Source organism: Salmonella sp. JXY0409-18, from assembly GCF_020268625.1.
Lineage (GTDB): Bacteria > Pseudomonadota > Gammaproteobacteria > Enterobacterales > Enterobacteriaceae > Salmonella > Salmonella enterica.
Genome location: NZ_CP084216.1, coordinates 4,253,447 through 4,278,084, shown reverse-complemented (window position 1 = coordinate 4,278,084; position 24,638 = coordinate 4,253,447). Strand labels below are relative to the sequence as shown.

The following is a 24,638-nucleotide window of genomic DNA, read 5'->3' as shown; positions in this document are numbered from 1 at the left end:
AATGGATGTGCGCCGCCCGTAAAGGCAGCAGCATAAAGCAGAATTACTCTTGTTCCCTTCGCAGGTATTAACCTGATCAGGTTCCGCGGATCCCGAATTAACGGTCTCAGCCTTTTCCACTTCATCCTTCGCGCTGCCTCTTCGTTGGCTTCGTCCGCTCACTCCAGTCACTTACTTATGTAAGCTCCTGGAGATTCACCGACTTGCCGCCTTGACGCATCACGAACGCTTTTGTGGAAAATTAGCACTCCGACAAGATAACCGCCCCTCCGAAGAGGGGGCTGAAGTAAACTACCCGTTACTCGCGCAGAACTCAAGCGGGACGTTTGACTCTGGCGCCGTCGTGCATCGCGTCAAACACCAGCATAATCAGCTTGTCTTCCAGCACAAAGCGGGCTTCCAGCGCTTCGCCGATATCTGACAGAGCTTGTTGAAATTCGAGACAATTATCGTGATCGATGGCAGTTTCCAGGCTGGTGTCGTAATAATCCATAATGCGCTGCGTATTATCTTCCAGCAGCGGCCAGATTTTTGCCGCATGTAAAAGCTGACCGTTTCCTTCCAATTTATGGAGAATACGTTCATAAATACTGAAGTGCCCGGCGGAAAGGTAATCGACCAGGCTCTGACAAAAATTATCCAGCGCTTTTTCATTCAGCCGCATGTACGATTCTTTGCCAGGCTTAATGCCAACCAGGTTGTAGTAAGCCACGAGCAGGTGCTTACGTACATCCAGCCAGCGATCGACCAGTTTGTTGCTTCCGCCAACGCGCTCCGTCAGGTTTTCCAGCTGGTTTAGCATGATTGTCTCCGCAAGTTAGATAAAGGCTGCTCGCCATGAATGTAAAAATAATGTTAACAACATGCCAGTGAAGCAAAGGTAGTGCAAGAGCTATGGATCGTATAATTGAAAAATTAGAGAGTGGCTGGTGGATCGTCAGCCATGAACAAAAATTATGGTTGCCGTATGGGGAATTACCACACGGGCTGGCAGCAAATTTCGATCTTGTGGGGCAGCGCGCACTCCGGATAGGTGAATGGCAAGGCGAGCCCGTCTGGCTGGTGTTACAGCATCGACGCCATGATATGGGATCGGTTCGCCAGGTTATCGATCAGGATGCCGGGCTGTTCCAACTGGCGGGACGTGGCGTACAGTTGGCGGAGTTTTACCGATCGCATAAATTTTGCGGCTATTGCGGGCACCCTATGCACCCGAGTAAAACCGAATGGGCGATGCTGTGCAGCCATTGCCGCGAGCGTTACTACCCGCAAATCGCCCCTTGCATTATCGTCGCGATCCGCCGTGAGGATTCGATCCTCCTTGCCCAGCATGTTCGCCACCGCAACGGCGTGCATACGGTACTGGCCGGGTTTGTTGAAGTCGGCGAAACCTTAGAACAGGCGGTCGCGCGAGAGGTAATGGAGGAGAGCGGCATTAAGGTGAAAAATCTGCGCTATGTGACTTCCCAGCCGTGGCCTTTCCCGCAGTCGCTGATGACCGCTTTCATGGCGGAGTACGACAGCGGCGATATCGTCATCGACCCGAAAGAGCTGTTGGAAGCAAATTGGTACCGTTATGACGATCTGCCGCTACTGCCGCCGCCGGGCACCGTCGCGCGCCGTTTGATCGAAGATACGGTGGCAATGTGTCGGGCTGAATATGATTGACATGTTACACTGGGCGCATCAACGCTAAAGGAATGTAAAAATGACCGAACTCAAAAACGATCGTTATCTACGTGCGCTGCTGCGCCAGCCCGTTGATGTTACGCCAGTGTGGATGATGCGCCAGGCGGGCCGTTATCTACCGGAGTACAAAGCCACTCGCGCTCAGGCGGGCGATTTTATGTCGCTGTGCAAAAATGCCGAACTGGCCTGCGAGGTCACTTTACAGCCGCTGCGCCGTTATCCGCTTGATGCGGCGATCCTTTTCTCGGATATCCTGACGATTCCGGACGCGATGGGCCTGGGGCTCTATTTTGAAGCCGGGGAAGGCCCGCGCTTTACGGCTCCTGTCACCTGCAAAGCCGATGTCGATAAGCTGCCCATTCCCGCTCCGGAAGATGAACTGGGTTATGTGATGAATGCGGTGCGTACGATTCGCCGCGAACTAAAAGGCGAGGTTCCGCTGATTGGCTTTTCCGGCAGCCCGTGGACGCTGGCGACTTACATGGTGGAAGGCGGCAGTAGCAAAGCCTTCACGGTGATTAAAAAGATGATGTACGCTGACCCGCAGGCGTTGCATCTGCTGCTGGATAAGTTGGCGAAAAGCGTCACGCTGTACCTCAACGCGCAAATCAAAGCGGGCGCGCAGTCGGTGATGATTTTCGACACCTGGGGCGGCGTGCTGACTGGCCGCGATTACCAGCAGTTCTCCCTCTACTACATGCATAAAATCGTCGATGGCCTGCTGCGTGAAAACGACGGTCGCCGTGTGCCGGTAACGCTGTTCACTAAAGGTGGCGGTCAGTGGCTGGAGGCGATGGCGGAAACCGGCTGCGACGCGCTGGGTCTCGACTGGACGACAGATATCGCCGATGCGCGCCGTCGCGTTGGCCATAAAGTGGCGCTGCAGGGCAATATGGACCCCTCGATGCTGTATGCGCCGCCGGCACGGATCGAAGACGAGGTAGCGACTATACTTGCTGGTTTCGGTCAGGGAGAAGGGCACGTCTTTAATCTTGGACATGGCATCCATCAGGATGTGCCGCCAGAACATGCTGGCGCATTTGTGGAGGCAGTGCACCGACTTTCTGCGCAGTATCACAACTAAGGAGTTAGTATGGATCTCGCGTCGCTACGCGCTCAACAGATAGAACTTGCTTCATCGGTTTGCCGCGAAGATCGGTTGGACAAAGATCCGCCAGCGTTTATCGGCGGGGCGGACGTCGGTTTTGAGCAGGGGGGCGAGGTGACGCGGGCGGCGATGGTATTGCTGAAATATCCGTCGCTTGAACTGGTAGAGTACAAGGTGGCGCGTATTGCCACCACTATGCCGTATATCCCCGGCTTTCTCTCTTTTCGTGAATATCCTGCGCTGCTGGCGGCGTGGGAACAGCTCTCGCAAAAGCCCGATTTGCTGTTTGTGGACGGTCACGGTATTTCGCATCCGCGTCGGCTTGGCGTCGCCAGTCATTTTGGACTGTTGGTGGACGTGCCAACCATCGGTGTAGCGAAAAAACGGCTATGCGGTAAATTTGAACCACTTTCCACCGAACCTGGCGCACTTAGCCCCTTAATGGATAAAGGCGAGCAACTGGCGTGGGTATGGCGCAGCAAGGCGCGCTGTAATCCGCTGTTTATCGCGACGGGGCACCGGGTCAGTACTGACAGCGCGCTGGCGTGGGTACAGCGTTGTATGAAAGGGTATCGCCTGCCGGAGCCGACGCGCTGGGCGGATGCCGTCGCTTCCGGGCGTCCGGCGTTTATTCGTTGGCAAGAAATTCAGCGCTGATTCAGGTAAACTGCCGCTAATTTCCGATTCGAGATTCCATCATGTTACAAAACCCGATTCATTTGCGTCTGGAGCGGCTGGAAAGCTGGCAGCACGTTACCTTTATGGCCTGCTTGTGCGAGCGCATGTACCCGAACTACGCCATGTTTTGCAAGCAGACGGGATTCGGCGACGGACAGATCTACCGTCGCATTCTGGATCTGATCTGGGAAACCCTGACGGTGAAAGATGCAAAGGTCAATTTCGATAGCCAACTGGAGAAGTTTGAAGAGGCAATTCCGGCAGCCGACGACTATGATCTGTACGGCGTTTATCCGGCGATTGATGCCTGTGTCGCATTAAGCGAATTAATGCATTCTCGTCTTAGCGGCGAAACGCTGGAACACGCTATTGAGGTTAGTAAGACTTCTATTACTACGGTGGCGATGTTGGAAATGACTCAGGCTGGTCGGGAAATGACCGATGAGGAGCTCAAAACGAACCCTGCCGTTGAACAGGAATGGGATATTCAGTGGGAAATATTCCGACTTTTAGCCGACTGCGAAGAACGCGATATTGAACTGATAAAAGGGCTCAGGGCAGACCTGCGCGAGGCTGGTGAGAGCAATATCGGTATAAATTTTCAGCAATGACACCAGAAAACGTGATTTAACGTCTGATTTGTCGTGCCATAAGGCTTCCCTTATGCCCCCCGTCTGGTCTACATTTGGGAGGCGAAAAAAAGTGGCTATCGGTGCGTGTATGCAGGAGAGTGCTTTTCTGGCATTTCCGTCGCACTCGATGCTTAGCAAGCGATAAACACATTGTAAGGATAACTTATGAACAAGACTCAACTGATTGATGTAATTGCAGACAAAGCAGAACTGTCCAAAACCCAGGCTAAAGCTGCTCTGGAATCCACTCTGGCTGCTATTACTGAGTCTCTGAAAGAAGGCGATGCTGTACAACTGGTTGGTTTCGGTACCTTCAAAGTGAACCACCGTGCTGAGCGCACTGGCCGTAACCCACAGACCGGTAAAGAAATCAAAATCGCCGCCGCTAACGTACCGGCGTTTGTTTCTGGTAAAGCGCTGAAAGACGCAGTTAAGTAAGACGCGTAGCTGTGAACAGTTTTATCGAAGGGGCTCGTCAGCCCCTTTTGTCTGTCTGGCGTCGCGCGTTTCTGTTTTCTGGCGCGCTGTTGCTGACTGCCTGCAGTCATAACGCTTCACCGCCTCCGTTTACTGCCAGCGGCTTTGCCGGCGATCACGGCGCGGTGCGTATCTGGCGTAAAGATACGAACGATGAAGTCCATCTGCTTTCTGTTTTTAGCCCGTGGCATAGCGGCAGCACGACGACCAGCGAATATCGTTGGCAGGGTGATACGCTTTCGCTTATTGAACTCAATATTTACAGCAAACCGCCAGAACATATTCGCGCGCGTTTCGACGCTCATGGCGAACTCAGTTTTATGCAGCGTGAAGTTGGGGGGCAGAAGCAGCAGCTTTCCAACGATCAGATTGCCTTGTATCGCTATCGCGCCGAACAAATCCGTCAGACCAGCGACGCCTTGCGCCTGGGGCGGGTCATACTACGCCAGGGACGCTGGCACGCCGACCATACGGTAACCACCTGTGAAGGTGAAACGCTGAAACCGGATCTGGATTCCTGGGCAATAAGCCACATTGAGCGCCGCCAGAACCGCTCATCGGTAGAGGTGAGCGTAGCATGGCTGGAGGCGCCGGAAGGATCGCAACTTTTGCTGGTGGCGAATTCAGATTTCTGTCACTGGCAGCCGCAAGCGAAAACCTTTTGATGGAATACCGAATGGCGAAGCCGCCATTCGGCAAACATGCTTTACCAGTTTCCCATACCCATATGACCGCCGCCGCGATGATAACCGCCGCCATAGCCGCCGCAACCGCCATAGCCCATTCCTGCGCCGCGTGGTATGCCAGCCTGCGCCATCGCGACATCCCGTTTCACGCGTTGCTCATCTAACTTCTGGCCTAATGACTCCATCTCTTTGGCAACCGCATTAATTTTCGCAGTATCCGGCGAACTGGCGGTCAGTAGCGCGTTATATTCATAACGTTTGGATATCAGTTGCTGGCGCAGCGCGCTGGTCTGCGTATAGTAATCATCATAAATCTTCTGCGCCGTCGCCTGCTGTTCCGTGGTCAACGGGCTACCTCCCTGTTGCCACATACCGTCATTGTTGCCCCAGTGATGTCCGGCGAAGGCGGCGCCGGAGCTCAGGGCCAAAAGAGAGAGGGCGATTAGCGCGATAGCTGATTTATTGTTCCGTTTCATTTTGCGTTCTCCTGTTGCTCATCTTATCCTCTCTCTTGCATCTTCCGTGCCAGGTAACTATTCCTTGTCGGGCAGCGAGTTAACCCGCTTCAGGCGGCAAAAAGCGAGTAAAAATGACTCGCATGACCCGCCTGGCGAGTCATTTTTACCCACCCGTATCCGAAAGGGTGTGCGACAACGCGCGGTTATGCGGAGCGCAGAATGGCATGATCTCTGCTTAAGTAAGGAAAATAAAAACGAGCCGGGGAAGCCTGTGAGTTTTATACGATTACATAAAGATGCCGCTGCAACGTGGTTGAGTCGGCTGTTACCTGCGGCGATCTTCATTCTGGTGGGGCTATTTTCCATTATGGTCATTCGCGACTATGGCCGTGAGAGCGCTGCCGCCAGGCAGACGCTGCTGGAAAAGGGAAATGTACTCATTCGCGCTCTGGAGTCCGGCACGCGAGTAGGTATGGGAATGCGGATGCATCACGCGCAGCAGCAGACATTGCTGGAAGAGATGGCGGGTCAGCCAGGCGTGTTGTGGTTCGCCGTAACGGATGCGCAGGGGGTAATCATCACTCATAGCAACCCTGGCATGGTGGGTAAATCGCTCTATTCCGCATCTGAAATGCATCAACTAAACCCCGGGCCGCAGGAGCGTTGGCGGCGTGTCGACGTTGCTGCTAACGGCGAGACGGTGCCTGCGCTGGAAATTTACCGCCAGTTCCAGCCGCTTTTCGGTATGAGAGGTCACGGTATGAGGGGGCACGGCATGTCGCGTAGCGCCAATGACGACGAACCAGCGAAACAAACTATTTTTATTGCCTTTGACGCCAGCGAGCTGGCCGCGACACAGGCAAGGGAGTGGCGTAATACGCTGATTGTTTTGTCTGCGTTAGCGACGGTGCTGTTGGCAACGTTACTGGCGTTTTTTTGGCATCAGCGTTATCAGCGCTCGCACAGAGAACTGCTTGATGCAATGAAGCGTAAAGAAAAGCTGGTGGCGATGGGGCATCTGGCGGCGGGCGTCGCGCACGAAATTCGTAACCCGCTCTCGTCCATCAAAGGGCTGGCGAAATACTTTGCCGAGCGCACGCCAGCCGGCGGCGAGTCGCATGAACTGGCGCAGGTGATGGCCAAAGAGGCCGATCGTTTGAACCGGGTGGTAAGCGAATTGCTCGAACTGGTAAAGCCCGCGCATCTGACGCTCCAGGCGGTTAACCTCAATGATATTATTACTCACTCCCTGAATCTGGTCAGTCAGGATGCCCAAAGCAGAGAGATTCAGTTGAGATTCACGGCGAATGAGACGCTTAAGCGTATTCAGGCTGACCCGGACAGGCTGACTCAGGTGCTGTTGAATTTGTACCTGAACGCTATTCATGCGATTGGCCGCCAGGGAACGATTACCGTAGAGGCAAAAGACAGTGGGACCGACCGCGTTATCATCACTGTTACCGATAGCGGGAAAGGGATCGCCCCGGATCAGTTGGAGGCGATTTTTACACCTTATTTTACGACCAAAGCTGACGGGACAGGCCTGGGGCTGGCGGTGGTGCAAAATATCATCGAACAGCATGGCGGCGCGATTAAGGTGAAAAGTATTGAGGGTAAAGGCGCGGTCTTTACTATCTGGTTGCCAGTGATAGCGAGACAACAGGATTAACAAGGGTGATACGCGGAAAAATCGATATTCTGGTTGTGGATGATGATGTAAGCCACTGCACGATTTTACAGGCTCTGCTTCGGGGTTGGGGCTATAACGTCGCTCTGGCCTACAGTGGGCATGATGCGTTGGCTCAGGTGCGTGAGAAAGTCTTTGATCTGGTACTGTGCGATGTGCGTATGGCGGAGATGGACGGTATCGCCACGCTGAAGGAGATTAAAGCGCTCAACCCCGCCATTCCGATTTTGATTATGACGGCATTCTCCAGCGTGGAAACGGCGGTAGAGGCGTTGAAAGCCGGCGCGCTCGACTATTTAATTAAACCGCTGGATTTTGACCGTCTGCAGGAGACGCTGGAAAAGGCGTTGGCGCATACGCGGGAAACGGGCGCTGAATTGCCATCGGCGTCGGCTGCGCAGTTTGGCATGATTGGCAGCAGTCCGGCGATGCAACATTTACTGAATGAAATCGCGATGGTCGCACCATCAGACGCCACGGTATTGATTCACGGAGACTCCGGCACGGGTAAAGAGCTGGTGGCGCGGGCGCTACACGCCTGTAGCGCCAGGAGCGATAGACCGCTGGTCACGCTCAACTGCGCCGCGCTTAATGAATCGCTGCTGGAGTCTGAGCTGTTCGGACACGAAAAAGGCGCGTTTACCGGCGCGGATAAACGTCGGGAGGGACGCTTTGTCGAAGCTGACGGCGGGACATTGTTTCTTGATGAAATCGGCGATATCTCGCCGTTAATGCAGGTACGTTTGCTGCGGGCGATTCAGGAGCGCGAAGTGCAACGCGTGGGAAGTAACCAGACGATATCTGTGGATGTTCGGTTAATTGCCGCTACCCACCGCGATCTGGCGGAAGAGGTAAGTGCCGGTCGCTTTCGCCAGGATCTCTATTACCGCCTGAATGTGGTGGCGATTGAAATGCCTTCTTTGCGCCAGCGTCGGGAAGATATTCCGCTACTGGCAGACCATTTTCTGCGGCGTTTTGCCGAACGTAACCGCAAAGCGGTGAAGGGGTTTACGCCGCAGGCGATGGATCTGCTGATCCACTACGACTGGCCGGGCAATATCCGTGAGCTGGAAAACGCTATCGAGCGGGCGGTGGTGTTGCTAACGGGAGAATACATTTCTGAACGCGAATTGCCTCTCGCTATTGCCGCGACGCCGATAAAAACGGAATACAGTGGTGAGATCCAACCGTTGGTCGATGTGGAAAAAGAGATCATTCTGGCGGCGCTGGAAAAAACGGGCGGCAACAAAACGGAAGCCGCCCGCCAATTGGGCATTACGCGCAAAACGCTGCTGGCTAAACTCAGCCGTTAGTTTTGCTCACGCTCGATGGCGCGCCAGCCGATGTCGTTACGGCTGAAGCTGCCGTCCCAGCGGATGTCGGTCATCAGAGCGTAAGCGCGTTTCTGCGCCTCAGCCACGGTGTGGCCCAGCGCGGTGGCGCACAGGACGCGTCCGCCGCTGGTGAGCACACGGTCGTCATCGGCAAGTTTGGTTCCAGCATGGAAGACCTTACCGTCAGCCACTTCTTCCAGCGGCAGACCGTGGATCTCGTCGCCGGTGTTGTAGCTGCCCGGATAACCGCCCGCAGCGATCACCACGCCTAATGAAGCGCGCTCGTCCCACTCGGAAGTTTTCTCATCCAGCTTGCCGTCACAGGCGGCGAGGCAAAGATCCACCAGATCCGACTTCATGCGCAGCATGATCGGCTGGGTTTCCGGATCGCCGAAGCGGCAGTTGAACTCGATAACTTTCGGGTTGCCCTGCTTGTCGATCATCAGACCCGCATACAGGAAGCCGGTATAGGTGTTACCTTCCGCGGCCATGCCTTTCACGGTTGGCCAAATGATGCGTTCCATGGTGCGCTGATGCACTTCATCAGTTACCACCGGCGCTGGTGAGTAGGCCCCCATACCGCCGGTGTTCGGGCCGGTATCGCCGTTGCCGACGCGTTTGTGGTCCTGGCTGGTGGCCATCGGCAGCACGTGCTCGCCGTCGACCATCACGATAAAGCTCGCTTCTTCGCCGTCGAGGAACTCTTCAATCACGATACGGTGGCCCGCGTCGCCAAAGGCGTTGCCTGCCAGCATGTCATGGACGGCGGCTTCGGCTTCTTCAAGCGTCATCGCCACGATAACGCCTTTGCCCGCAGCCAGACCATCGGCCTTGATGACGATCGGCGCGCCTTTCTCGCGCAGATACGCCAGGGCAGGCTCAATCTCGGTGAAATTCTGGTATTCCGCCGTCGGAATCTGGTGACGGGCGAGGAAATCTTTGGTGAAGGCTTTGGAGCCTTCCAGTTGGGCGGCCCCTTCGGTTGGGCCGAAGATCTTCAGGCCCGCCGCGCGGAACGCATCGACCACGCCAATCACCAGCGGCGCTTCCGGGCCGACGATGGTCAGATCAATCTTCTCGTCCCGGGCAAAGCTCAGCAGCGCCGGAATATCGGTGACGCCGATAGCCACGTTCTGCAACGCGGGCTCCAGCGCGGTACCGGCGTTACCCGGTGCGACAAAAACGGTATCAACCAGCGGCGACTGTGCGGCTTTCCAGGCCAGCGCGTGTTCGCGCCCGCCGTTACCAATGACTAAAACTTTCATCGTCTGCTCCCTGAATTAATGGCGGAAGTGGCGCATGTCGGTGAAGATCATCGCAATACCGTGTTCATCGGCAGCGGCAATGACTTCATCATCACGGATAGAACCGCCTGGCTGGATAACGCAGCTCACGCCGACAGCGGCAGCGGCATCAATACCATCGCGGAACGGGAAGAACGCGTCGGAAGCCATGGCTGAGCCTTTCACTTCCAGACCTTCATCAGCGGCTTTAATCCCGGCGATTTTGGCGGAGTACACGCGGCTCATCTGGCCTGCGCCTATACCGATGGTCATGTTCTCTTTGGCATACACAATAGCGTTGGATTTCACGAACTTGGCTACCTTCCAGCAGAACAGCGCGTCACGCAGCTCCTGCTCGGTCGGCTGGCGTTTGGACACCACGCGCAGTTCAGCTTCACTCACCATACCCAGATCCCTGTCCTGAACCAGCAGGCCACCGTTAACGCGTTTGAAATCCAGGCCCGGAACGCGGCTTGCCCATTGGCCGCAGGTCAGAACACGGACGTTCTGCTTGGCAGCGGTGATTTTCAGCGCTTCTTCGCTTGCGGATGGGGCGATGATCACTTCGACAAACTGACGAGAAATGATGGCCTGTGCGGTTTCCGCATCCAGCTCACGGTTAAAGGCGATAATGCCGCCGAACGCGGAGGTCGGGTCGGTTTTATAGGCGCGATCGTAAGCGTCGAGAATAGAGGTACTTACCGCCACGCCGCACGGGTTAGCGTGCTTGACGATTACGCAGGCTGGCTCGTTGAACTCTTTCACACACTCCAGCGCCGCGTCGGTATCAGCGATGTTGTTATAAGAGAGCGCTTTGCCCTGCACCTGTTGTGCGGTGGCAACGGACGCTTCTTTCACATTCTCTTCTATATAGAAGGCAGCTTGCTGGTGGCTGTTCTCGCCGTAGCGCATATCCTGCTTCTTAATGAAGTTCAGGTTCAGCGTACGCGGGAAGCGACCGGCGGCTTCTTTGCTTTCACCGTGGTAGGCCGGAACCATGCTGCCGAAGTAGTTAGCGATCATGCTGTCGTAGGCGGCGGTGTGTTCGAAGGCTTTAATCGCGAGATCGAAACGGGTGTCGAGGGTCAAAGAACCTTCGTTAGCGTCCATCTCTTTAATAATGGCGTCGTAGTCGCTGCTCTTCACCACGATGGCCACGTCTTTATGGTTCTTCGCGGCGGAGCGCACCATGGTCGGGCCGCCGATATCGATGTTCTCTACTGCATCTTCCAGCGAGCAACCAACGCGTGCAACGGTTTCGGCGAACGGATACAGGTTAACGACAACCATATCGATAGGGGCGATGTGGTGCTGTTCCATAATGGCATCGTCCTGGCCGCGACGGCCGAGGATGCCGCCGTGTACTTTTGGATGCAGGGTCTTTACGCGTCCATCCATCATTTCCGGGAAACCGGTGTAATCGGAAACTTCGGTCACCGGCAGGCCTTTTTCTGCTAACAGGCGGGCGGTGCCCCCCGTAGACAGCAGTTCCACACCGCGTGCGGAAAGTGCCTGGGCGAATTCGATGATACCGGCCTTGTCAGAAACACTGAGCAGAGCGCGGCGGACTGGACGACGTTGTTGCATGGTAAATCCCCTGGATTTGACGATTACAGAGAGCGTTAGCTGAATTTTTCGTAAAAAACTCAGCTAACGCCCCTTATGGGGCATTCTCATTTTGCGGCGACATTGTAACGAAAACGTTTGCGCAACGCTCGCGAATTTTTCTTTTAAATTCTGGCCCCGCTTTTATCCCTGAAAGATCGTTTGCAGAGTGAGAAGATCCAGGAAATGAACGCGCATTTTGTGGATAAGTCTGTGCGTAAATGGGTATAACCAGGGGTTTTGCTGGGGAATGCAGCAAACAGTCATTTTTCTGCAATTTTTCTATTGCGGTCAGCAGAGAACTCCCTATAATGCGCCTCCATCGACACGGCGGATGTGAATTACTTCACACAAACAGCCGGTCGGTTGAAGAGAAAAATCCTGAAATTCAGGGTTGACTCTGAAAGAGGAAAGCGTAATATACGCCACCTCGCGACGGTGAGCTGAAAGCCGCGTCGCACCTGCTCTTTAACAATTTATCAGACAATCTGTGTGGGCACTCGAAGATACGGATTCTTAACGTCCTAGGACGAAAAATGAATACCAAGTCTCAAGAGTGAACACGTAATTCATTACGAAGTTTAATTCATTGAGCATCAAACTTTTAAATTGAAGAGTTTGATCATGGCTCAGATTGAACGCTGGCGGCAGGCCTAACACATGCAAGTCGAACGGTAACAGGAAGCAGCTTGCTGCTTTGCTGACGAGTGGCGGACGGGTGAGTAATGTCTGGGAAACTGCCTGATGGAGGGGGATAACTACTGGAAACGGTGGCTAATACCGCATAACGTCGCAAGACCAAAGAGGGGGACCTTCGGGCCTCTTGCCATCAGATGTGCCCAGATGGGATTAGCTTGTTGGTGAGGTAACGGCTCACCAAGGCGACGATCCCTAGCTGGTCTGAGAGGATGACCAGCCACACTGGAACTGAGACACGGTCCAGACTCCTACGGGAGGCAGCAGTGGGGAATATTGCACAATGGGCGCAAGCCTGATGCAGCCATGCCGCGTGTATGAAGAAGGCCTTCGGGTTGTAAAGTACTTTCAGCGGGGAGGAAGGTGTTGTGGTTAATAACCGCAGCAATTGACGTTACCCGCAGAAGAAGCACCGGCTAACTCCGTGCCAGCAGCCGCGGTAATACGGAGGGTGCAAGCGTTAATCGGAATTACTGGGCGTAAAGCGCACGCAGGCGGTCTGTCAAGTCGGATGTGAAATCCCCGGGCTCAACCTGGGAACTGCATTCGAAACTGGCAGGCTTGAGTCTTGTAGAGGGGGGTAGAATTCCAGGTGTAGCGGTGAAATGCGTAGAGATCTGGAGGAATACCGGTGGCGAAGGCGGCCCCCTGGACAAAGACTGACGCTCAGGTGCGAAAGCGTGGGGAGCAAACAGGATTAGATACCCTGGTAGTCCACGCCGTAAACGATGTCTACTTGGAGGTTGTGCCCTTGAGGCGTGGCTTCCGGAGCTAACGCGTTAAGTAGACCGCCTGGGGAGTACGGCCGCAAGGTTAAAACTCAAATGAATTGACGGGGGCCCGCACAAGCGGTGGAGCATGTGGTTTAATTCGATGCAACGCGAAGAACCTTACCTGGTCTTGACATCCACGGAAGTTTTCAGAGATGAGAATGTGCCTTCGGGAACCGTGAGACAGGTGCTGCATGGCTGTCGTCAGCTCGTGTTGTGAAATGTTGGGTTAAGTCCCGCAACGAGCGCAACCCTTATCCTTTGTTGCCAGCGGTCCGGCCGGGAACTCAAAGGAGACTGCCAGTGATAAACTGGAGGAAGGTGGGGATGACGTCAAGTCATCATGGCCCTTACGACCAGGGCTACACACGTGCTACAATGGCGCATACAAAGAGAAGCGACCTCGCGAGAGCAAGCGGACCTCATAAAGTGCGTCGTAGTCCGGATTGGAGTCTGCAACTCGACTCCATGAAGTCGGAATCGCTAGTAATCGTGGATCAGAATGCCACGGTGAATACGTTCCCGGGCCTTGTACACACCGCCCGTCACACCATGGGAGTGGGTTGCAAAAGAAGTAGGTAGCTTAACCTTCGGGAGGGCGCTTACCACTTTGTGATTCATGACTGGGGTGAAGTCGTAACAAGGTAACCGTAGGGGAACCTGCGGTTGGATCACCTCCTTACCTTAAAGAAGCGTACTTTGCAGTGCTCACACAGATTGTCTGATGAAAAGTGAATAGCAAGGCGTCTTGCGATTGAGACTTCAGTGTCCCCTTCGTCTAGAGGCCCAGGACACCGCCCTTTCACGGCGGTAACAGGGGTTCGAATCCCCTAGGGGACGCCACTTGCTGGTTTGTGAGTGAAAGTCACCTGCCTTAATATCTCAAAACTGACTTACGAGTCACGTTTGAGATATTTGCTCTTTAAAAATCTGGATCAAGCTGAAAATTGAAACACAGAACAACGAAAGTTGTTCGTGAGTCTCTCAAATTTTCGCAACGCGAAGTGAAACATCTTCGGGTTGTGAGGTTAAGCGACTAAGCGTACACGGTGGATGCCCTGGCAGTCAGAGGCGATGAAGGGCGTGCTAATCTGCGATAAGCGCCGGTAAGGTGATATGAACCGTTATAACCGGCGATACCCGAATGGGGAAACCCAGTGTGTTTCGACACACTATCATTAACTGAATCCATAGGTTAATGAGGCGAACCGGGGGAACTGAAACATCTAAGTACCCCGAGGAAAAGAAATCAACCGAGATTCCCCCAGTAGCGGCGAGCGAACGGGGAGGAGCCCAGAGCCTGAATCAGCATATGTGTTAGTGGAAGCGTCTGGAAAGGCGCGCGATACAGGGTGACAGCCCCGTACACAAAAGCGCATGTGCTGTGAGCTCGATGAGTAGGGCGGGACACGTGGTATCCTGTCTGAATATGGGGGGACCATCCTCCAAGGCTAAATACTCCTGACTGACCGATAGTGAACCAGTACCGTGAGGGAAAGGCGAAAAGAACCCCGGCGAGGGGAGTGAAAAAGAACCTGAAACCGTGTACGTACAAGCAGTGGGAGCACCCTTTGGGGTGTGACTGCGTACCTTTTGTATAATGGGTCAGCGACTTATATTCTGTAGCAAGGTTAACCGAATAGGGGAGCCGGAGGGAAACCGAGTCTTAATTGGGCGTTAAGTTGCAGGGTATAGACCCGAAACCCGGTGATCTAGCCATGGGCAGGTTGAAGGTTGGGTAACACTAACTGGAGGACCGAACCGACTAATGTTGAAAAATTAGCGGATGACCTGTGGCTGGGGGTGAAAGGCCAATCAAACCGGGAGATAGCTGGTTCTCCCCGAAAGCTATTTAGGTAGCGCCTCGTGAATTCATCTCCGGGGGTAGAGCACTGTTTCGGCTAGGGGGCCATCCCGGCTTACCAACCCGATGCAAACTGCGAATACCGGAGAATGTTATCACGGGAGACACACGGCGGGTGCTAACGTCCGTCGTGAAGAGGGAAACAACCCAGACCGCCAGCTAAGGTCCCAAAGTCATGGTTAAGTGGGAAACGATGTGGGAAGGCCCAGACAGCCAGGATGTTGGCTTAGAAGCAGCCATCATTTAAAGAAAGCGTAATAGCTCACTGGTCGAGTCGGCCTGCGCGGAAGATGTAACGGGGCTAAACCATGCACCGAAGCTGCGGCAGCGACGCTGATGCGTTGTTGGGTAGGGGAGCGTTCTGTAAGCCTGCGAAGGTGGCCTGTGAGGGTTGCTGGAGGTATCAGAAGTGCGAATGCTGACATAAGTAACGATAAAGCGGGTGAAAAGCCCGCTCGCCGGAAGACCAAGGGTTCCTGTCCAACGTTAATCGGGGCAGGGTGAGTCGACCCCTAAGGCGAGGCCGAAAGGCGTAGTCGATGGGAAACGGGTTAATATTCCCGTACTTGGTGTTACTGCGAAGGGGGGACGGAGAAGGCTATGTTGGCCGGGCGACGGTTGTCCCGGTTTAAGCGTGTAGGTGTGTGTTCCAGGTAAATCCGGTTCACTTTAACACTGAGGCGTGATGACGAGGCACTACGGTGCTGAAGCAACAAATGCCCTGCTTCCAGGAAAAGCCTCTAAGCATCAGGTAACATCAAATCGTACCCCAAACCGACACAGGTGGTCAGGTAGAGAATACCAAGGCGCTTGAGAGAACTCGGGTGAAGGAACTAGGCAAAATGGTGCCGTAACTTCGGGAGAAGGCACGCTGACACGTAGGTGAAGTGATTTACTCATGGAGCTGAAGTCAGTCGAAGATACCAGCTGGCTGCAACTGTTTATTAAAAACACAGCACTGTGCAAACACGAAAGTGGACGTATACGGTGTGACGCCTGCCCGGTGCCGGAAGGTTAATTGATGGGGTCAGCGCAAGCGAAGCTCCTGATCGAAGCCCCGGTAAACGGCGGCCGTAACTATAACGGTCCTAAGGTAGCGAAATTCCTTGTCGGGTAAGTTCCGACCTGCACGAATGGCGTAATGATGGCCAGGCTGTCTCCACCCGAGACTCAGTGAAATTGAACTCGCTGTGAAGATGCAGTGTACCCGCGGCAAGACGGAAAGACCCCGTGAACCTTTACTATAGCTTGACACTGAACATTGAGCCTTGATGTGTAGGATAGGTGGGAGGCTTTGAAGTGTGGACGCCAGTCTGCATGGAGCCGGCCTTGAAATACCACCCTTTAATGTTTGATGTTCTAACGTGGACCCGTGATCCGGGTTGCGGACAGTGTCTGGTGGGTAGTTTGACTGGGGCGGTCTCCTCCTAAAGAGTAACGGAGGAGCACGAAGGTTGGCTAATCCTGGTCGGACATCAGGAGGTTAGTGCAATGGCATAAGCCAGCTTGACTGCGAGCGTGACGGCGCGAGCAGGTGCGAAAGCAGGTCATAGTGATCCGGTGGTTCTGAATGGAAGGGCCATCGCTCAACGGATAAAAGGTACTCCGGGGATAACAGGCTGATACCGCCCAAGAGTTCATATCGACGGCGGTGTTTGGCACCTCGATGTCGGCTCATCACATCCTGGGGCTGAAGTAGGTCCCAAGGGTATGGCTGTTCGCCATTTAAAGTGGTACGCGAGCTGGGTTTAGAACGTCGTGAGACAGTTCGGTCCCTATCTGCCGTGGGCGCTGGAGAACTGAGGGGGGCTGCTCCTAGTACGAGAGGACCGGAGTGGACGCATCACTGGTGTTCGGGTTGTCATGCCAATGGCACTGCCCGGTAGCTAAATGCGGAAGAGATAAGTGCTGAAAGCATCTAAGCACGAAACTTGCCCCGAGATGAGTTCTCCCTGAGACTTAGAGTCTCCTGAAGGAACGTTGAAGACGACGACGTTGATAGGCCGGGTGTGTAAGCGCAGCGATGCGTTGAGCTAACCGGTACTAATGAACCGTGAGGCTTAACCTTACAACGCCGAAGATGTTTTGGCGGACTGAGAGACGATTTTCAGCTTTGATTACAGATTTTCGGGAACGAAAGATTTTACGCTGAGGCAAGGCGGCAAATGAAGGAAAGGAAGGAGCATACTGAAGTATGTGACTGACTTTGCGAATGCAGCCAACGCAGCATCGGTGTAAAAGATTCGTTTCCGGCAACAGAATTTGCCTGGCGGCAGTAGCGCGGTGGTCCCACCTGACCCCATGCCGAACTCAGAAGTGAAACGCCGTAGCGCCGATGGTAGTGTGGGGTCTCCCCATGCGAGAGTAGGGAACTGCCAGGCATCAAATAAAACGAAGGGCCCTGTCGGAAGACAGGGCCTTTTGTTTTATCTGTGGTCTGCCGGTGAGCACTCTCCTGAGGAGGACAAATCCGCCGGGAGCGGATTTGAACGTTGCGCAGCAACGGCCCGTAGGGTGGCGGGCAGGACGCCCGCCATAAACTGCCAGGCATCAGACAAGTGAAGAAGCCCGTCCGTCTGGACGGGCTTCTTTGCGTGTGTGGTAACTGTAAAAATGCAGGCCTGATAAGCGCAGCGCCATCAGGCAACCGGCACCGCCGGATGGCAGTTTCGCCTTATCCGGCCTGTATGCACTTATCAGGCAGCACCACTACTCACGGATAAATTAAATTCAACAATGGATACGGTTTCCCAAGATCGTCAACCTCCGAACGTCCCGTCACCTTAAATCCCATTTTCTTATAAAATCCAACAGCTTGTGTATTTTGCTCGTTAACATTGGTTGTCAACCCCGGCGCCAGTGTTAACGCATGTTCAACTAATCTCTTACCGATACCCTGACCACGCACGTCCGGATCGACAAACAGCGCATCCATATGTTCGCCGGTAAGCAGCATAAATCCTACCGGCTCATCCTGATCGGTCACGGCAACCCATAGTGGCGCTTCTGGCAGAAAATCGCTCACCAGTTCTTCCAGTTCGGCCCGATAAGCGTTTGACAGAAAATCGTGCGTGGCATCGACTGAGCGACGCCAGATCGCAATCAGTTTTTCCCCTTCCTCATGCCTTGAACGGCGAATGTTAATCATCATCTTCACTCCTTTTTTGCTTACTTCTATTCTAATGCAAATGCTGTCGTGAAACTTTCTCACCTTGAACTTGCAGACTCGACATTCGCCTGATTTCTGAGTATCTTCAGCTATCTGGATGTCTAAACGTTTAAACGTATGTCGTGAGGTTATCAGGTTATGCCGATTCGCGTGCTGGACGAGCTACCCGCCGTCAATTTTTTACGTGAGGAGAATGTCTTCGTCATGACGACTTCTCGCGCATCAGGTCAGGAAATTCGCCCGCTAAAGGTACTTATCCTTAACCTGATGCCGAAGAAGATTGAAACGGAAAATCAGTTTCTGCGCTTGCTATCGAACTCGCCATTACAGGTCGATATTCAACTACTGCGGATAGATGCCCGCGAGTCGAGGAACACGCCAGCCGAGCATCTGAACAACTTTTACTGTAACTTCGACGATATCTGCGATCAGAACTTTGATGGGCTTATCGTGACCGGAGCGCCGCTGGGTCTGGTGGAGTTTAATGACGTGGCTTACTGGCCGCAGATTAGGCAGGTGCTGGAATGGGCGAAAGATCACGTTACTTCGACGCTATTTGTCTGTTGGGCCGTTCAGGCCGCACTCAATATTCTTTATGGTATCCCTAAGCAGACCCGTACAGATAAACTTTCCGGCGTCTATGAACATCACATCCTTCATCCTCATGCTCTGTTGACGCGTGGTTTTGATGATTCGTTTCTTGCGCCACACTCACGCTATGCCGATTTCCCGGCGGCGCTAATACGGGATTATACGGATCTTGAAATTCTGGCCGAAACAGAAGAGGGGGATGCGTACCTGTTTGCCAGCAAAGATAAACGTATTGCGTTTGTCACCGGTCATCCTGAATATGACGCCCATACGTTAGCGGGTGAATATTTTCGTGACGTTGAGGCCGGGTTAAATCCGGAGGTTCCGTACAACTATTTCCCAAAAAACGATCCGCAAAACATACCGCGCGCAACCTGGCGCAGCCACGGTAATTTACTGTTTACTAACTGGCTCAACTATTATGTCTACCAGATTACGCCATATGATCTGCGTCACATGAATCCAACCCTGGATTAATCTTCTGCTCCTGACGATCCTAAAGCGTTTCAGCATGTTGAATCAGGCACCTTCGGGTGCCTTTTTTATTTCCGAAACGCACCTCATCATGTAATTAAATTTAATTTATATTGTTATCAATAGGTTAATGTATAATTAAATTAAAAATGGAAATTGTTTTTGATTTTGAAATTTAATTGAGTAGTCTTAGTTGTGTTGAACGAAAAGCGCACAGTGATCCTTCGTTCGCATTGGGGATGTATCTGGATCAACAACGAGGAGCTGCATGATGAATCCACAGGCAACCACAACTGATGAATTAACCTTTACCAGGCCGCAAGGCGAGCTGGAAAAGCAAGTCCTGACCGCTGAGGCAGTCGAGTTTTTGACGGAGTTAGTTACCCGTTTTACGCCAAAACGCAATAAACTCCTGGCTGCACGTATCCAGCAACAGCAGGATATTGATAACGGTAAGTTGCCTGATTTTATTTCGGAAACCACTTCCATTAGAGAAAGTAATTGGCAGATTCGTGGTATTCCGGCGGATTTACAGGATCGCCGAGTAGAAATTACCGGGCCGGTTGAACGTAAAATGGTGATTAATGCCCTGAACGCAAACGTGAAAGTGTTTATGGCGGATTTTGAAGACTCGCTGGCGCCGGACTGGAATAAAGTTATGGATGGTCAAATCAACCTGCGTGATGCGGTGAACGGCACCATTAGCTATACCAACGAAGCCGGAAAAATCTATCAGCTCAAGCCCGATCCGGCCGTATTGATTTGTCGTGTACGTGGTCTACATCTGCCAGAAAAACATGTTACCTGGCGGGGGGAAGCCATTCCCGGCAGCCTGTTTGATTTTGCTCTGTACTTTTTCCACAACTATAAAGCGCTGCTCGCTAAAGGTAGCGGCCCGTATTTTTACCTGCCGAAAACGCAAGCCTGGCAGGAAGCAGCCTGGTGGAGTGAAGTTTTCAGCTACGCCGAAGACCGCTTCAATCTACCGCGCGGTACGATCAAAGCGACCCTGTTGATTGAAACGCTGCCTGCTGTTTTCCAGATGGATGAGATTCTTCATGCGCTGCGTGATCATATCGTCGGTCTCAACTGTGGTCGCTGGGATTATATTTTCAGCTATATCAAAACGTTGAAAAATTACCCGGATCGCGTCTTGCCGGACAGGCAGGTGGTAACGATGGACAAACCGTTTCTGAGCGCCTACTCGCGCCTGCTAATCAAAACCTGTCACAAGCGCGGCGCGTTCGCGATGGGCGGTATGGCGGCGTTTATCCCGAGCAAAGACGTTGAACGCAACAATCAGGTCCTTGCCAAAGTGAAAGCGGATAAAGCGCTGGAAGCGAACAACGGCCACGACGGCACGTGGATTGCGCATCCCGGGTTGGCGGATACCGCAATGGCCGTCTTTAACGAGGTACTGGGCGAGCACAAAAATCAGCTGTTCATTACCCGTGATGAAGATGCGCCGATTACCGCTGAACAGTTACTGGAGCCATGTGAAGGCGAACGCACAGAAGCGGGAATGCGCGCCAATATTCGCGTGGCAGTGCAGTACATTGAAGCGTGGATCTCCGGCAATGGCTGTGTACCGATTTACGGTCTGATGGAGGATGCCGCGACGGCGGAAATCTCACGAACCTCTATCTGGCAGTGGATTCACCATGAGAAAACACTGAGCAATGGAAAACCCGTAACGAAAACGCTTTTCCGCGAAATGTTGGCGGAAGAGATGCGGGTAATCCAGGACGAACTGGGCGAGCACCGCTACAGCAGCGGGCGCTTCGACGATGCCGCACGTCTGATGGAGCAAATCACCACCTCAGATGACTTAATCGACTTCCTCACCCTGCCGGGCTATCGCTTACTGGCTTAATTCACCACATAACAATATGGAGCATCTGCACATGAAAACCCGTACTCAACAAATCGAAGAATTACAGAAAGAGTGGACACAACCGCGCTGGGAAGGCATCACCCGCCCGTACAGCGCGGAGGAGGTGGTGAAATTACGCGGCTCGGTTAACCCGGAATGCACGCTGGCGCAGCTCGGCGCCGCGAAAATGTGGCGGCTGTTGCACGGTGAAGCGAAAAAAGGCTATATCAACAGCCTTGGCGCGCTGACTGGCGGTCAGGCGTTGCAGCAGGCGAAAGCCGGTATTGAGGCGATTTATCTTTCAGGCTGGCAGGTGGCGGCAGATGCCAACCTTGCATCCAGCATGTATCCGGATCAATCGTTGTACCCGGCAAACTCTGTTCCGGCGGTAGTGGATCGGATCAACAACACTTTCCGTCGTGCAGATCAGATCCAGTGGGCATCCGGTATTGAACCCAACGATCCGCGCTATGTGGATTACTTCCTGCCGATCGTTGCTGATGCGGAAGCCGGTTTTGGCGGCGTTCTGAATGCCTTCGAACTGATGAAATCGATGATTGAAGCCGGTGCAGCGGCCGTTCACTTCGAAGATCAGCTGGCGTCGGTGAAGAAATGCGGCCATATGGGCGGCAAGGTGCTGGTCCCCACGCAGGAGGCGATTCAGAAACTGATTGCTGCGCGTCTGGCCGCTGATGTGATGGGCGTCCCGACGCTGGTGATTGCGCGTACCGATGCGGATGCGGCAGATCTGATTACCTCCGACTGCGATCCCTATGACAGCGGTTTCATTACCGGCGAACGCACCAGCGAAGGTTTCTACCGCACCCATGCGGGCATTGAGCAGGCGATCAGCCGCGGTCTGGCGTATGCCCCGTATGCCGATCTGGTATGGTGCGAAACCTCTACGCCGGATCTCGAACTGGCGCGTCGTTTTGCCGATGCTATCCACGCGAAGTATCCGGGCAAACTGCTGGCCTATAACTGTTCACCATCCTTCAACTGGCAGAAGAATCTGGACGACAAGACCATTGCCAGCTTCCAGCAGCAGTTGTCGGACATGGGTTACAAATACCAGTTTATTACCCTGGCGGGCATCCACAGCATGTGGTTCAACATGTTCGACCTGGCACATGCATACGCTCAGGGCGAGGGCATGAAACACTATGTTGAGAAGGTTCAACAACCCGAGTTCGCCGCGGCGAAAGATGGCTACACCTTTGTTTCCCACCAGCAGGAAGTGGGTACTGGTTACTTCGACAAAGTCACCACCATTATTCAGGGCGGCGCGTCATCCGTTACCGCATTAACGGGTTCCACCGAAGAATCGCAGTTTTGATTGATGCCCGGTGGCGCTGCGCTTACCGGGCCTACAGATAGCGTAGGCCGGATAAGCGAACGCGCCATCCGGCATGACGTGGTGCCGAATGAGGGAAAAAAATGCCGCGTGGCCTGGAATTACTGATTGCTCAAACCATCCTGCAAGGCTTTGACGCGCAGTATGGTCGATTTCTGGAAGTGACTTCCGGCGCGCAGCAGCGTTTTGAACAGGCCGACTGGCACGCCGTCCAACAGGCGATGAAAAGCCGTATCCACCTCTATGATCATCATGTGGGCTTGGTGGTGGAGCAACTGCGCTGTATTACCGATGGCAAAAGTACCGACGCGGATTTCCTTTTACGCGTTAAAGAGCATTACACCCGGCTGTTGCCGGATTACCCGCGCTTCGAGATTGCGGAGAGCTTTTTCAACTCCGTTTATTGCCGGTTATTTGACCACCGCTCGTTAACACCCGAGCGGTTGTTTATTTTCAGTTCGCAACCGGAGCGCCGCTTTCGTACTATCCCGCGCCCGCTGGCCAAAGACTTCTTTCCCGATCACGGTTGGGAGCCGCTGTTGATGCGCATACTCAGTGACTTACCGCTGCGTCTGCCCTGGCAGAATAAAAGCCGGGATATCCGCTATATTATCGCGCACCTGACTGAAACACTGGGCGAGGACGCGCTACCTCGCTGCCATGTCCAGGTGGCGAATGAGTTGTTTTACCGTAATAAAGCGGCCTGGCTGGTAGGTAAATTAACCACACCTGACGGTACGCTGCCGTTTTTATTGCCGATTCATCGCACTGATGAGGGTGAACTATTTGTCGATACCTGCCTGACCACCACGGCAGAAGCGAGCATTGTGTTTGGTTTTGCCCGCTCTTATTTTATGGTGTATGCGCCGCTGCCTGCCGCGCTGGTTGAGTGGTTGCGTGAAATCCTGCCGGGTAAAACCACTGCCGAACTGTATATGGCGATTGGCTGCCAGAAACATGCGAAAACCGAAAGCTACCGCGAATATTTGTGTTATCTGGCTGAAAGCGATGAGAAATTCATTGAGGCGCCTGGTATCCGCGGCATGGTGATGCTGGTGTTTACCCTGCCAGGTTTCGACCGGGTATTTAAAATCATTAAAGACAAATTCGCCCCGCAGAAAGAGATGTCTGCCGCCCATGTGCGTGCCTGTTATCAACTGGTAAAAGAGCATGATCGCGTCGGTCGTATGGCGGATACCCAGGAGTTTGAGAATTTCGTACTGGATAAACGGCAAATTGATCCGGCGCTGATGGCGCTGTTACGGCAAGAAGCGCCAGAGAAGATTACCGATCTTGGGGAACATATCGTCATTCGCCATCTCTATATTGAACGGCGCATGGTGCCGCTCAATATCTGGCTGGAACAGGTAGAAGGCCAGCAGTTGCGCGATGCGATAGAAGAATATGGTAATGCGATTCGCCAGCTTGCCGCCGCTAATATTTTCCCCGGCGATATGTTGTTTAAAAACTTTGGCGTTACCCGTCATGGTCGCGTGGTGTTCTATGACTACGATGAAATTTGCTACATGACGGAAGTGAATTTCCGCGATATTCCGCCAGCGCGTTATCCGGAAGACGAACTGGCCAGCGAACCCTGGTATAGCGTCTCGCCAGGTGATGTTTTCCCGGAGGAGTTTCGCCACTGGCTGTGTGCCGATCCGCGTATCGGGCCATTGTTTGAAGAGATGCATGCCGACCTGTTTCGCGCCGATTACTGGCGCGCGCTACAGACGCGTATTAAAGAAGGGCATGTAGAAGATGTGTATGCCTATCGTCGTCGCCAGCGCTTTAGCGTGCGTTACGGCGCGATCTCAAGTACGGCGAACTCTTCGTAAACCAGTTCCATCTCCGGCGACCAATTACCCTCGCGCTCAAAAAAGGCCCGGTGTGCCGCTTGCCAGTACGCCAGGCTAAGATCGCCTTCGCCTTCCAGTGCGGCGAGATCGGCGCTCATCTCGTTAAAACGGATCAGCCTGAGCGCCAGCGTGCGTATGACGCACACGGCGTCGCCTGTGCCGTTGAGCACAATGTGATATGACCCGGGCGTGACAGGGGGCTGCTCTTTCTGATAGCTAACCAGCGAGCTACAGGTGCCACGCTTTTTACCGGCGACCACTAGCGCCGCCAGCTCGTCGGCCAGCGTCGGCGAATCACCGAAAGACCAACAGAAGGCCTGTGGGTACTTCTCCTGCCAGTATAATTTCAGGCTG

General features: G+C 53.7%; 18 protein-coding genes, 1 tRNA gene, 3 rRNA genes and 1 riboswitch. Of the genes, 16 read left to right on the top strand and 6 right to left on the bottom strand.

Going from position 1 to position 24,638, the window contains the following annotated elements; genetic code table 11:
* Positions 1-36: 36 nt before the first annotated feature.
* Positions 37-261, bottom strand: a riboswitch (TPP riboswitch).
* A 52-nt stretch (positions 262-313) separates the two neighbouring features.
* Positions 314-802: a sigma D regulator gene (gene rsd / locus LDB27_RS20755; RefSeq protein WP_000934317.1), complete on the bottom strand. Its 489-nt coding sequence runs from the start codon at positions 800-802 to the stop codon at positions 314-316.
* A 92-nt stretch (positions 803-894) separates the two neighbouring features.
* Between rsd and nudC the strand changes: the two genes are divergently transcribed.
* From nudC to LDB27_RS20725, 6 genes are all read left to right on the top strand, one after another.
* Positions 895-1,668 (top strand): NAD(+) diphosphatase, encoded by a 774-nt coding sequence (gene nudC / locus LDB27_RS20750; RefSeq protein WP_000373956.1) that lies wholly within the window; start codon positions 895-897, stop codon positions 1,666-1,668.
* 40 nt (positions 1,669-1,708) lie between these two features.
* On the top strand, positions 1,709-2,773 hold the full coding sequence (gene hemE / locus LDB27_RS20745) for a uroporphyrinogen decarboxylase (RefSeq protein ID WP_000137617.1): 1,065 nt from the start codon (positions 1,709-1,711) through the stop codon (positions 2,771-2,773).
* Between the two features lie 9 nt (positions 2,774-2,782).
* Positions 2,783-3,454 (top strand): deoxyribonuclease V, encoded by a 672-nt coding sequence (gene nfi / locus LDB27_RS20740; protein ID WP_000362362.1) that lies wholly within the window; start codon positions 2,783-2,785, stop codon positions 3,452-3,454.
* 41 nt (positions 3,455-3,495) lie between these two features.
* Positions 3,496-4,086 carry a YjaG family protein gene (locus tag LDB27_RS20735; RefSeq protein ID WP_000940094.1) on the top strand — a complete coding sequence of 197 codons (591 nt, stop codon included), beginning with the start codon at positions 3,496-3,498 and terminating at the stop codon, positions 4,084-4,086.
* A gap of 186 nt (positions 4,087-4,272) precedes the next feature.
* Positions 4,273-4,545 carry a nucleoid-associated protein HU-alpha gene (hupA, locus tag LDB27_RS20730; RefSeq protein ID WP_001044509.1) on the top strand — a complete coding sequence of 91 codons (273 nt, stop codon included), beginning with the start codon at positions 4,273-4,275 and terminating at the stop codon, positions 4,543-4,545.
* 11 nt (positions 4,546-4,556) lie between these two features.
* On the top strand, positions 4,557-5,249 hold the full coding sequence (locus LDB27_RS20725; protein WP_001083932.1) for a DUF1481 domain-containing protein: 693 nt from the start codon (positions 4,557-4,559) through the stop codon (positions 5,247-5,249).
* Between the two features lie 41 nt (positions 5,250-5,290).
* Here LDB27_RS20725 and zraP read toward each other — a convergent pair whose 3' ends face one another.
* Positions 5,291-5,746, bottom strand: a complete 456-nt coding sequence (gene zraP, locus LDB27_RS20720; RefSeq protein ID WP_000828129.1) for a zinc resistance sensor/chaperone ZraP — start codon at positions 5,744-5,746, stop codon at positions 5,291-5,293.
* Positions 5,747-5,999: 253 nt separating this feature from the next.
* On the opposite strand from zraP, the gene zraS reads away from it, so the two are divergent.
* Both zraS and zraR read left to right on the top strand, forming a co-directional pair.
* The gene (gene zraS / locus LDB27_RS20715) at positions 6,000-7,397 is read left to right on the top strand and encodes a two-component system sensor histidine kinase ZraS (protein WP_001531183.1); all 1,398 of its coding nucleotides are present in this window, start codon (positions 6,000-6,002) and stop codon (positions 7,395-7,397) included.
* A 5-nt stretch (positions 7,398-7,402) separates the two neighbouring features.
* Positions 7,403-8,728, top strand: coding sequence for a sigma-54-dependent response regulator transcription factor ZraR (gene zraR, locus LDB27_RS20710; protein WP_000617940.1), 1,326 nt, complete (start codon positions 7,403-7,405; stop codon positions 8,726-8,728).
* Here the strand turns inward: zraR and purD are convergent.
* Together purD and purH are read right to left on the bottom strand one after the other, a co-directional pair.
* Entirely contained in the window at positions 8,725-10,014 is a 1,290-nt protein-coding gene (purD, locus tag LDB27_RS20705) for a phosphoribosylamine--glycine ligase (RefSeq protein ID WP_000866786.1), read from the bottom strand. The genes zraR and purD overlap by 4 nt on opposite strands.
* Before the next feature lie 15 nt (positions 10,015-10,029).
* Positions 10,030-11,619, bottom strand: a complete 1,590-nt coding sequence (gene purH / locus LDB27_RS20700) for a bifunctional phosphoribosylaminoimidazolecarboxamide formyltransferase/IMP cyclohydrolase (protein WP_001187520.1) — start codon at positions 11,617-11,619, stop codon at positions 10,030-10,032.
* A 624-nt stretch (positions 11,620-12,243) separates the two neighbouring features.
* On the opposite strand from purH, the gene LDB27_RS20695 reads away from it, so the two are divergent.
* From LDB27_RS20695 to rrf, 4 genes are all read left to right on the top strand, one after another.
* Positions 12,244-13,785 (top strand): 16S ribosomal RNA (locus tag LDB27_RS20695).
* Positions 13,786-13,870: 85 nt separating this feature from the next.
* A tRNA-Glu gene (locus LDB27_RS20690) sits at positions 13,871-13,946 on the top strand.
* Positions 13,947-14,129: 183 nt separating this feature from the next.
* Positions 14,130-17,035 (top strand): 23S ribosomal RNA (locus LDB27_RS20685).
* Between the two features lie 197 nt (positions 17,036-17,232).
* A 5S ribosomal RNA gene (gene rrf / locus LDB27_RS20680) occupies positions 17,233-17,348 on the top strand.
* The 16S, 23S and 5S rRNA genes sit together here with 1 tRNA gene alongside, the layout of an rRNA operon.
* A gap of 332 nt (positions 17,349-17,680) precedes the next feature.
* Here rrf and LDB27_RS20675 read toward each other — a convergent pair.
* Positions 17,681-18,118 (bottom strand): acetyltransferase, encoded by a 438-nt coding sequence (locus tag LDB27_RS20675; RefSeq protein ID WP_000973248.1) that lies wholly within the window; start codon positions 18,116-18,118, stop codon positions 17,681-17,683.
* Positions 18,119-18,274: 156 nt separating this feature from the next.
* Here LDB27_RS20675 and metA point away from each other — a divergent pair, with 156 nt between their 5' ends.
* The 4 genes from metA to aceK all read left to right on the top strand — a co-directional run bounded on the left by metA (position 18,275) and on the right by aceK (position 24,263).
* Positions 18,275-19,204: a homoserine O-acetyltransferase MetA gene (gene metA, locus LDB27_RS20670; protein WP_001122767.1), complete on the top strand. Its 930-nt coding sequence runs from the start codon at positions 18,275-18,277 to the stop codon at positions 19,202-19,204.
* 268 nt (positions 19,205-19,472) lie between these two features.
* Positions 19,473-21,074, top strand: a complete 1,602-nt coding sequence (aceB, locus tag LDB27_RS20665; RefSeq protein ID WP_001069378.1) for a malate synthase A — start codon at positions 19,473-19,475, stop codon at positions 21,072-21,074.
* Between the two features lie 31 nt (positions 21,075-21,105).
* The gene (aceA, locus tag LDB27_RS20660; protein WP_000857878.1) at positions 21,106-22,410 is read left to right on the top strand and encodes an isocitrate lyase; all 1,305 of its coding nucleotides are present in this window, start codon (positions 21,106-21,108) and stop codon (positions 22,408-22,410) included.
* A 101-nt stretch (positions 22,411-22,511) separates the two neighbouring features.
* Positions 22,512-24,263: a bifunctional isocitrate dehydrogenase kinase/phosphatase gene (aceK, locus tag LDB27_RS20655; RefSeq protein WP_001137266.1), complete on the top strand. Its 1,752-nt coding sequence runs from the start codon at positions 22,512-22,514 to the stop codon at positions 24,261-24,263.
* On the opposite strand, the gene LDB27_RS20650 is transcribed toward aceK, so the two are convergent.
* Entirely contained in the window at positions 24,227-24,634 is a 408-nt protein-coding gene (locus LDB27_RS20650; protein ID WP_077905741.1) for an ASCH domain-containing protein, read from the bottom strand. The two genes, aceK and LDB27_RS20650, sit on opposite strands and share 37 nt — an antisense overlap.
* Positions 24,635-24,638 lie beyond the last annotated feature (4 nt).